The organism is Sulfurovum sp., from assembly GCF_041562805.1.
In the GTDB taxonomy this organism is placed as follows: Bacteria; Campylobacterota; Campylobacteria; order Campylobacterales; family Sulfurovaceae; genus Sulfurovum.
Genome location: NZ_JBFFOH010000090.1, coordinates 1 through 9,839, shown reverse-complemented (window position 1 = coordinate 9,839; position 9,839 = coordinate 1). Strand labels below are relative to the sequence as shown.

At 38.6% G+C, this 9,839-nt stretch carries 9 protein-coding genes and 1 pseudogene; 1 reads left to right on the top strand and 9 read right to left on the bottom strand.

The genetic code is table 11. The features are described from left to right. Positions 1-148 precede the first annotated feature (148 nt). Both ABYK33_RS10375 and ABYK33_RS10370 read right to left on the bottom strand, forming a co-directional pair. Positions 149-1,375 (bottom strand): tyrosine-type recombinase/integrase, encoded by a 1,227-nt coding sequence (locus ABYK33_RS10375; protein WP_373033120.1) that lies wholly within the window; start codon positions 1,373-1,375, stop codon positions 149-151. A gap of 274 nt (positions 1,376-1,649) precedes the next feature. Then, positions 1,650-2,195, bottom strand: a complete 546-nt coding sequence (locus ABYK33_RS10370; RefSeq protein WP_373033119.1) for a hypothetical protein — start codon at positions 2,193-2,195, stop codon at positions 1,650-1,652. 177 nt (positions 2,196-2,372) lie between these two features. On the opposite strand from ABYK33_RS10370, the gene ABYK33_RS10365 reads away from it, so the two are divergent. Next, positions 2,373-2,783 (top strand): hypothetical protein, encoded by a 411-nt coding sequence (locus tag ABYK33_RS10365; protein WP_373033118.1) that lies wholly within the window; start codon positions 2,373-2,375, stop codon positions 2,781-2,783. Between the two features lie 6 nt (positions 2,784-2,789). Here ABYK33_RS10365 and ABYK33_RS10360 read toward each other — a convergent pair whose 3' ends face one another. From ABYK33_RS10360 to ABYK33_RS10330, 7 genes and pseudogenes are all read right to left on the bottom strand, one after another. Then, on the bottom strand, positions 2,790-3,497 hold the full coding sequence (locus ABYK33_RS10360) for an OmpA family protein (RefSeq protein ID WP_373033116.1): 708 nt from the start codon (positions 3,495-3,497) through the stop codon (positions 2,790-2,792). A 28-nt stretch (positions 3,498-3,525) separates the two neighbouring features. Beyond that, the gene (locus ABYK33_RS10355) at positions 3,526-3,801 is read right to left on the bottom strand and encodes a YMGG-like glycine zipper-containing protein (protein ID WP_373033115.1); all 276 of its coding nucleotides are present in this window, start codon (positions 3,799-3,801) and stop codon (positions 3,526-3,528) included. A gap of 66 nt (positions 3,802-3,867) precedes the next feature. Further along, positions 3,868-5,049 (bottom strand): replication-associated recombination protein A, encoded by a 1,182-nt coding sequence (locus ABYK33_RS10350; RefSeq protein ID WP_373033113.1) that lies wholly within the window; start codon positions 5,047-5,049, stop codon positions 3,868-3,870. Between the two features lie 3 nt (positions 5,050-5,052). Next, positions 5,053-5,931: a pseudouridine synthase gene (locus ABYK33_RS10345; protein ID WP_373033112.1), complete on the bottom strand. Its 879-nt coding sequence runs from the start codon at positions 5,929-5,931 to the stop codon at positions 5,053-5,055. Between the two features lie 13 nt (positions 5,932-5,944). Further along, positions 5,945-6,913 carry an SIS domain-containing protein gene (locus ABYK33_RS10340; protein WP_373033111.1) on the bottom strand — a complete coding sequence of 323 codons (969 nt, stop codon included), beginning with the start codon at positions 6,911-6,913 and terminating at the stop codon, positions 5,945-5,947. A gap of 111 nt (positions 6,914-7,024) precedes the next feature. Next, positions 7,025-9,223: an RNase J family beta-CASP ribonuclease gene (locus tag ABYK33_RS10335; protein ID WP_373033110.1), complete on the bottom strand. Its 2,199-nt coding sequence runs from the start codon at positions 9,221-9,223 to the stop codon at positions 7,025-7,027. Then, positions 9,159-9,779 (bottom strand): annotated as a pseudogene (locus ABYK33_RS10330) (rRNA adenine dimethyltransferase family protein). Before ABYK33_RS10330 ends, ABYK33_RS10335 begins: the two are co-directional and overlap by 65 nt. Positions 9,780-9,839 lie beyond the last annotated feature (60 nt).

Here is a 9,839-nt window from a genome sequence, read left to right as displayed (position 1 = left end):
ACTTGATGCCATCGATACTCTAATCGATGTTCTTGAGTTTGTTTCAACTCATTTCCGATTTTACTCAAATTTTACTTGTGCATTTTTGAAAATTTGTATCATTTTCAGGCATCTTTTTTATAAGCTTTAGTGATAGTTTTTAAAAGGCCTATTCCCCCGCATTTACATCTACATCAATAATTTCATCAACTTTATTAAGCCCAATTTGACTGCTTTTATAATGATTGATACTTAGGTACTTGTTTATGGTGTTTGGATCTTTATGCCCTAATATACCACTAAGAGTGATAGCCTCTACTTGCTGTTCTGCTAAGGCACTTACCAATATGTTTCTCATGTAGTGCATAGAGAGATTATCCATATCTAAAAACTTCTTTAGCTGTCGCATTTGTCTGTCTATGTTTATGATTTTCTTCCCTGTAATAGGACTTTTAAATACTAAGCCTTTTCTGTCATCCTTGATCTCCTGTAACGGCTCTATGAGGTAGGGAGGTAGTTGGTATTTTTGTTGATCGTCTGTCTTTGTATCTTCTATCCAGTAGTAGTTATGTGTAAAGTCTATGTTCTCCCATTTGAGATTAAGTATCTCTCCTTTACGTCTACCCGTGAAGCCAAAAAGAAATAATGCTTTGTAGTATGGGTTATCATGGTAATAGGCGTTAATCCCTGCATACACCCTTTTAAATAGGTCTGTAGCGTTGGTGACTATCTTCTTTTGACTTGGTATTTTTACCGTTATACCTATTGACGGGTTATCTCTTAAATACTTGTTGGTTACTGCAAATCTAAAGAGAGGGTTAAGTACTTCCATAACGCTTTTTCGTGTTCGTGGGCTTAGCCCTTGTTCATTCATACTATTGAGTAACTTTTGTATGTCCATCTCTCTAATATTCTCTATTTTCTTTTTTCCTATTTTCTTTTTATCAAATATCCCTTGTCTTTTTTGTTCTTCTTCTGTAGGTTTTCTAGTAATTTTCTTAGCGGTACTATCATCATTTTTGGACGTTCCCACATAATGATCATAAATGTATTTCTTTTTGTGAGTCCATTGTTTGGATGTGTCGAGTGTTTCAAAGTAAAAATCAAAGAGTTTGTCTAAAGTAATATTGCTTGATGAGGTGTAACCTGCTTCTAAATCTGCTTTGTATATGTCCAGTAGTTTACCTGCATCTTTAGGGCTTAAGACGATTGTACCGTTCTTTTTAGAGTAGCCTAATATCTTAGTATAAATCTTCTCGTCAAGCCTAAAACGTGCAAGGTATTTACGCCCTTTGAGCCTGTCGGTATTAATGCTTTCATAGAGATTTGGCACTTCAATAACTTTACCACCTGCTTTATATGTACATTTTCTAAAGTCACTAAGTTTAACAGCCATTGGTACACCGTCCTTTTAAGTAAAAGTAGTGGGTAACACTTTGGGTAACACTACTTATTGGAATTATTATACATTAAAAGGAATTAAGAGAAACAATGAAGTGCGTATATGAGGGGATTTGGCTATGTCATGAACTGTAAAGATTGATAGGCTAATAAGTTCGAGTCCTCTCATCCGCACCACTTATAAAGCCCGTTTACGCGGCACTTAATCACTTTTTAACTATGACAAGATACTTTTATTCTTAAAAACATATTTCTTCGTATTCAGAACTTTAAAACCATTTATCCATCTTTTTTTTTGTCTTATCCTCAAGTTTTTTATACTTATCTTTTATCCATTCTTTAGAATCTTGTGGATATTGATCTAAATCGGGCAATAATTCTTTTTGCATGGCATATTTACATAAGCGTTTTTCATCTTCAGTGACTTCCTGATCAAAAGTGCCAAACATGGATACCTCAAATGCTTTAAACTCTTGCACATCTTGACAGTAGTCTCGAATATCATTGTATGTAAGTGCCATAAGAGAGGTCGTGCCTGCTAAAGGTATGATAGTGCTTACCGAAGCTTGAGTAAGTTTCAATTTGGCTTTCTTTAGCTTTTTTGAAATAAGAGCGTTTTTATATTGTCTCATTTGTTCTTTATTGTTATTATTTTGGGTCTCTAAGGATTTGTTTAGGGTTTTTAACTCTTTATTTTTTAACTTTAAACTGTGTATCTCATCCTCTAAGATACTAAACTTATCATAGGGTGGTTTAGTGTCAGTACTGAATAATAAAGATAAGAACAATAAAACAGATATGAATACTTTTTTCATTTGCTGTTCCTTTAAATAGTATCTTGGATTATTATATCAAGTTTAGACAAGCCTTTGTATCATCCTAATATTATCGGAGAATTAACAGTTGATTATTTTTTATAAAAACTACAATTAACCTCTTTTCTAAAATTTAGTGTATAATTTTCATATTAAATATATAGCCAGGATGTGATTATGGATAAGAGTTTATTTTTCTTTGTGCTTATAGGGGTAGGGTTTCTTTATTTTATTACTCAGTTTGTCGGCGATATCCAGGAAGATGATAAGTTTCAAAATGAAGAATATCAGCAGAAGCATCAGTATGATAAATATCAAAGTGTTGACAGTATTGGGCGAGAGATACTCGATATGACAGATGAACCGGTGAGTATACAAGTAAAGGCATGGAATAACTCTGCATTAAAAACAGAATTCTTAGAAATTTTTCCTGATTTTTCTGATATGAAATTATTTATAAATGAAAGAGTTAGGGGGGATGCTTTACAGGCAAAACTTACTGCTGAAGTTGATAACGTTGAAAGTCAATATTTTTCTGGTGCTATGAATGCAGAACAAGCCAAGCGTTCACTTAGCTTGTTGAAATAGCAGCGTTTAACGGCAAGGATCAGACATTCTCTTGCTGTCTGCATAAAGATAGACTTCTACACGTCTGTTAAGTGCTCTGTTCTTAGCAGAGTCATTTGGTACAAGAGCTTTATTATATGAACACCCTTTGATGAATGGTCTTCCGTTTGTGGCAAGTAGATTACCTACTGTTGTGGCACGTTTTTGTGAAAGATCCAGGTTGTAAGAGTAACTTCCTACATTATCTGTAAATCCTGCAACACCTACAACCGTTTGAGGGTAGTTAGCTAAAACCTGTCCTACTTTTTGTACTTTTGCTCTTGCACTTGGTTGCAATCTAGATGAAGCTGTAGCAAACATCATACGGTCTCTAAACATAATTTTTACATAACTATTGGTTTTTGACACAACGATGTCTCTATTTGGGTCAAGTGCTGCAAGTGGATCATTATTAACACCTGTACCAAGCGCACGTGCAACTTCATTAGCTTGCTGGTCCATACTATAACCTACTGCTCCACCCAACGCAGCACCTAGAAGACCGCCAATTATGGCACTTTTTGAGTCTCTGCTACCTGTATTATATCCTATGGCTGCACCAGCCAGCGCTCCTGTTGCAGCACCTGTTTTAGTACGATTATAACTTGTGTCTTCGACAAGACCAGGTTGATTGTAACATCCTCCCAGCATGAAAGCAGCTACAGTAGCTGCAAGTATTGGTTTGGTTAATTTCATTTTATATCCTTTTTATATGAGAGGAGGGCTATTGCCATCCACCTGGTTGTACTTGTTCCGAGTTACTATTGTCTACGGCATTTCCTATACCAGCACCAACAGCTGTACCTATGAGAGCGCCTACAGCAGCATTTGTCCCACTATGGCTACCAGAATTATAGCCTATAACTGCACCAGCAAGTGCTCCTGTTGCAGCACCTGTTTGGGTGGCATTGTTTGGTGCTACTTCTTGACCGGTACATCCATTAAGTATCATGATACTGCTACCTAAAATTAAAAAATGATGTAGTAGTTTATGTTTCATTTCATTCCTTTTATATCTTAACTGAATTTTATTATACCACAGGAATGTGTGGGAAATGTGATTAAATTATTTGGACTTTATTTTCTCATGCCACTGCCAAAGTGTTTTTTCGAAACCTATCTGCTGGGTAGTATAGTATTTCTTAGGTACGGAAAGGTAAGGCTGTTTTACCCAGCCACCAAAGTCATGCGGATAGAGATACTCTTTTGCATGGGTTTTGATATGAGAAGGAATAGGGTGTATCTCTCCTGCTGCAATATCTTTAAGGGCAGTGTTAATAGCCATATAGGCACTGTTGGACTTAGGTGAAGAGGCAAGATAGATGACAAGCTGAGAGAGTGATATTCTGGCTTCCGGATAGCCTATATGTTTCACGATATTCAGTGTGGAACTGGCAAGGTTAAGAGCAGGAGGGTTAGCGTTTCCTATATCTTCACTGGCGAGGATGCTCAAACGTCTTGCAATGAATTCTGCAGGTTCTCCGCCATCTATCAGTCTGGCAAGATAATAGATGGAAGCATCTATATCAGACCCGCGAATGCTTTTGATCATGGCAGAAGTCAGTTCATAGTGGCTTTCGCTTTCGGAACTTCCTGCCTGCATGGCATGAGGGCGTATCTGTTTGAGTGTAGCAAGTGTAACAGGGCTTTCAACAGCAGCAGCACTCTCTAGCAGATTTAGCATCGCCCGTACATCACCACCACTGGAAAAGACAAGATATTCTCTTGCATCATCTTCCAGGATGATCTCTTCCAATTGGAGAACGTGGTCCAGGTAGGCATACAGCTCTTTTTGACTGATCGCTTCAAGTTCAAAAAGGTGTGAACGTGAACGCATTGCAGCGGTAAGTGAATAATAGGGGTTTTCTGTAGAAGCACCTATGATAAGAGCGGCCTGGTTTTCCATAAAAGGTAAGAGTACTTCTTGCTGGTTCTTGCTAAGCCTATGGACTTCGTCTATGAAAATAAGAGGTTTTTGTAATGCATTGGTATACTCTTTAAAGATCTTGCGCAGATCTTCTATCTTGAGCGTGGTGGCATTCATCTCGTAAAAAGGTATATCGAGAAGGGAAGCGATCACCCTTGCCAGGGTTGTTTTTCCACAACCGGGTGGTCCATAAAAGAAGGTATGGGAGAGGGTGCCTGTGGTGATGAGTTTTTGTAATATGGCACTGTCACCTAAAAGGTGTGATTGACCTATCATCTCATCAAGTGTTTTAGGGCGATATTTCAGTGCAAGATTTGGCACAATTTAATCTCTTTTAGTAAACTTTTTTGATGTGTTACTCTTTTTTTCTTCAAGCGCTTTTTCGCGTTTATTTTTTTCTTCTTGTTTACGTGCGTTGGCGGCATTTTTGATAGCTGCTTCAGCATTTTCACGTCTTCGTTTCATAAACTTATGCACATCATCGTATTCTCTACGGGTAAAGTAACGTGTTTTATTGGTAGGAAGGTTGTTTAACTCTATACCTCCAAAGGCCACACGTTTGAGGTCAAGTACTTTTGCTTCAAAGTGTGCAAAAAAACGTCTTAGTTCTCTGTTTTTACCTTCAGTGATGGTTACACGAAGTTTTGAAAAATTTTCCCCTTCAGATCTCACTTCAAAGTGTGCAAAAGGAGCAAATTCCATACTGTAGATCTTAGATTTCTCATGGGCACCGGCACGGGCATCATCGAGTACCAGACCTTCTTTCATTGCGGTGATCATCTCTGGAGTAATAGGTTTATCGATCTTAAGATTATAGGTACGGTCCAAACCACTCTCCATGAGGGCGGTTGCGACCTCTGGGGAGTCCGTTAAGAGCAAAAGTCCTTCAGAAGCATAGTCTAGTCTACCTACAGGTACAAAGTGTCTGTATTTGCCTGGAAGCTTATGATAGATGGTTGCACGTCCTCTATCATCTTTTTTGGTGACCAGTACACCCTTGGGCTTATTGTAGACGATGATGGTCAGCTCTGTACTTTTCTTAACCGGTCTGCCTTTCACATAAATATGGTCATCTTCTTCTACTTCATACCCAAAATCTTTCAAGACTTTTTTGTTTAAAGTGACTTCACCCTCGTCTATGAGTTTGTCGGCTTCTCGTCTGGAGTATTTTGTGTTATGTGATATAAATTTGTTTAGTCTCATTATTTCTCGTTTCTTATTTGCTTTTAATTCCAGCATTAATTAGATCATGGATGTGTAATACACCGATGATATTGCCTGTTTTGTTTGTGATAGGCAAAAGTTGTATTCGCCCATTTTCTATAATTTCAAGGGCATCACTTGCCAGTAACTCTGTATTGGTATAGCTTTTAGGATTTTTACTGGCGTATTCTATAGCTAGATGGTCTAGGCTAAATCCTTCTTTCATCAGTGCACGTCTAAGGTCGCCATCACTTAAGATCGCGATAAATGTATCTGTTTCATCCACGATGAGTACTGTCCCAAGTTTACCCTCACTCATTGCCACAATGGCCTCATTGAGTGTCGTAGTGTTGTTAATAACAGGTAGATCTTCTGTTCTCATAAGGTCTTTGATCTTCACAAAAAGTTTTTTACCCAGTGATCCACCAGGATGGAAAGAAGCAAAATCCTCTTGCTTAAACCCTCTTTTTTCCATGAGAGCTACAGCCAAAGCATCACCAAGTGCCATGGTCAGCGTAGTGGAAGTTGTCGGGGCAACACCCAGTGGGCATGCCTCTTTTTCTACAGAAATATCCAGAAAAACATCCGCATAAGACCCAAGAGATGAACTTTCATTTCCTGTAAGTCCGATCAGTGGGATATCAAAACGCTTGATATGAGGAAGTATCTTCGTTAGTTCTTCACTTTCTCCGCTACTGCTTATAGCAAGTAAAGTATCCCCTTTGCTTATCATTCCCAAATCTCCGTGCAGTGCTTCTGTCGGGTGCAAAAAGAAACTTGATGTACCGGTACTGGCGAAAGTAGCAGCCATTTTGGCACCTACCAATCCAGACTTTCCTACACCAGTGATGATAAGCTTTCCTTTTGTATCCAGGATAAGTGAAATGGCATTCAGAAAATTTTGGTCTAAACGTTCAGCTGCTTTGTATAAAGCATCTGCTTCAACGTGAAATGTTTCTTGTGCGATTTTGATAAGATCCATGGTTAAGTCTTTATATATTTTTAAACGATTATAGCATAATTAGCAGAGTAGGATACATGTAGGTATTTCTTAATGATACAGCAATAACTTCTGCCCTGAGGCAGAAGTAGATTAAACGATGAAGATAGTAGGAATAATAAGCGGATATCTCTTTGTAGTACGAACAACATGTTTTCTGACGACTGCACGTATATCATTTTCAATATCTTTATGGTTCTTGAGTGCTTCAGGTTTCATGTTAAGTAGCATTGTTTCAAGTAACACTTCTATCTCTTTTGCAAATTTCTTATCTTCTTTATCTGGAACAAGACCATGTGAAGTGACAATAGGTTTCCCCACTACTTTTTGGTTACTTTGTGAAATCTGGGCTACAACATTGACGATACCGTCTTCAGCCAGTTTTTGTCTGTCAAGTACTACATCATTTTCAATGGTCATATTGTTTTGGTTGTCGATATATGTTTTACCACTTTTAACCGTTTTGACTTTTTTAAGATACTTAGTCGTGATCTCTACTTGATCCCCGTCAGACATAAGTAAAATATTTCTTTCATCAACACCACACTCTACGGCTGTCTTTGCGTGTTTTGCGATGTGATTGTACTCACCGTGTACAGGTAAGAAGAATTTTGGTTGGACGAGTCTCAAGATAAGTTTCTGCTCTTCTTGTGCGGCGTGACCTGAGACGTGAATATCTCCAAACTCTTTATAGCGTACAGTAACGCCTGCTTTGATGAGTTTGTTCATAAGGCCTGAGACAGAAGCTTCATTCCCTGGAATAGCTGAAGCAGAGATAATAACCGTATCAGAAGGCTTTAGTTTGATGTGTCTATGCTCATCTGTTGCCATACGGTTCAATGCAGCCATAGTCTCACCTTGTGAACCTGTAGTTACAATAAGTACTTCATGTTCAGCATATTTTGGTACTTCGTGTACTTCGATAAAGTGTTTGTCTTCAATATCTACAAAGCCAAGAGCTCTGTTGGTTTCAACATTGCGCTCCATTGAACGACCGATCACACAGACTTTTCTACCGTGTTTGACTGCTCTTTCCATTGCCTGGAAGATACGGTGAACGTTTGATGAGAATGTTGACATGATCACTCTTCCTTTTGCAAGGTCAAAGAGTGAATCAAATGTTTTTCCAACGACTTTTTCACTTTTCGTAAACCCAGGGTTGTGTGAGTTAGTCGAATCAGAGAAAAGACAAAGTACACCTTTGGCACCATAATATGCATAACGGTGTAAGTCCATTGTGTAGTTGTCTACAGGAGTATGGTCTACTTTAAAGTCAGCCGTATGGATGATGGTTCCAGCAGGTGTCTCAATAGCAAGTGAACATGCATCAATGATAGAGTGAGTATTGTGTAGCCATTCTATTTTCATGTCACCGATCTGATACTGTTTTCTCAGTGTTACAAAATTAAATTTATTTGTGTGTGCAGAGAGTCCATGTTCATTAAATTTATTTTCTATCATTGCTAGTGCAAGTGGTGTAGCATAGATAGGGAATTGTAATTCTTTAAAGAGGTAAGGCATTGCACCAATGTGGTCTTCATGACCGTGTGTGATGATGACATAGACATCTTTTGTTTCTTTAAGTGTATGCAAGTATGAGAAATCAGGTACCAGGATATCTACACCGTGCATCGTTTCATCAGGGAAAGACATACCTACATCGATGATGATAGCAGTTGTTTCAGTTTCAAGAACCGCCATGTTCCCACCGATCTCGCCGAGACCACCTAGCGGAGTGAAACGTATTTTACCTTTTGCTGACATGTCTATCTGCTTCCAAGGGTTCATGGTTGCGTCTTTAACGCGTGCATTTTCCTCGAGAGAAGCTCTCATTGTATCATTTACAGTGGTTACATTCTTTCTTCTGCCCCTGTTTTTATTCCCCCCGCTGTTACGGTTTTGATTACCACCGGGTTTGCCGCCTGGTTTATTACCTGGGTGAGGTTTTCTGTTAGCATTTGGTCTGTTCTCCCCCTGTGTATTTCTACCTTCGGCATTTTGGTTTCTATTTGGGTTTGGCTTTCTATTTGGGTGAGGTTTTCTGTTAGGGTTCGGTCTGTTCTCTGCCTGTGCATTTCCACCTTCAGCATTTTGGTTTCTATTTGGGTTTGGCTTTCTATTTGGGTGAGGTTTTCTGTTAGGGTTTGGTCTGTTCTCCCCCTGTGTATTTCCACCTTGAGTATTTACAGTTTGTCCACCAGTGTTTTGTCTGTGTGGATTTGGCTTTCTATCTCTGGGAGTTCTTGGCTCTTGATTTTGATTGTTTTCGTTGTTCTGATTGTTGTTTTCCATCTAAATAATCCTTTAGTTCATTATATATATGATGATAAATAGATGTCCCAGCTTCATGAGGTCGTAAGTTAGAATCAAGTTCCAACTTTGCGAAAATTGTATTTACAATATCTTTAGAAAAAACAGCCATGAGGTTCTTAGAGAGTTTTTTACGCGGTTGCGCAAATGCAATCTTTAAGAACGCTTCAAACTTCTCGTCATCCTGTGACTGTTTTTTCTCTATTAAAAGCACGGCAGAAGTGACGTTTGGAGGTGGAACAAATGCTTCGGGCTCAACCTCGAAACAAAGTGTTGCTTTTCCGACACTTGCCGCAAGAACAGAAAGAGCAGAAAACTCTTTTTGTTTGACACTTGCTGCAAATTTAACGGCAACTTCTTATTGAACCATAACCAGAATAGACTGGCATTGTTCATCTTTAAATGCTTTTAAAATAATATTGGTCGCGATATAATAGGGTAAGTTGGCTACCAGATGATAAGGTTCATCCAGCAGACTTCCTGACTCCCAACGCTCAAGCACATCTCCGCACCGCAGTTCAAAGTTCCCGTTTTTTATAGGTTCTTCAAATTCAGTCGTAAGATGCTCACATAATCTTTTATCAACCTCAAATGCTGT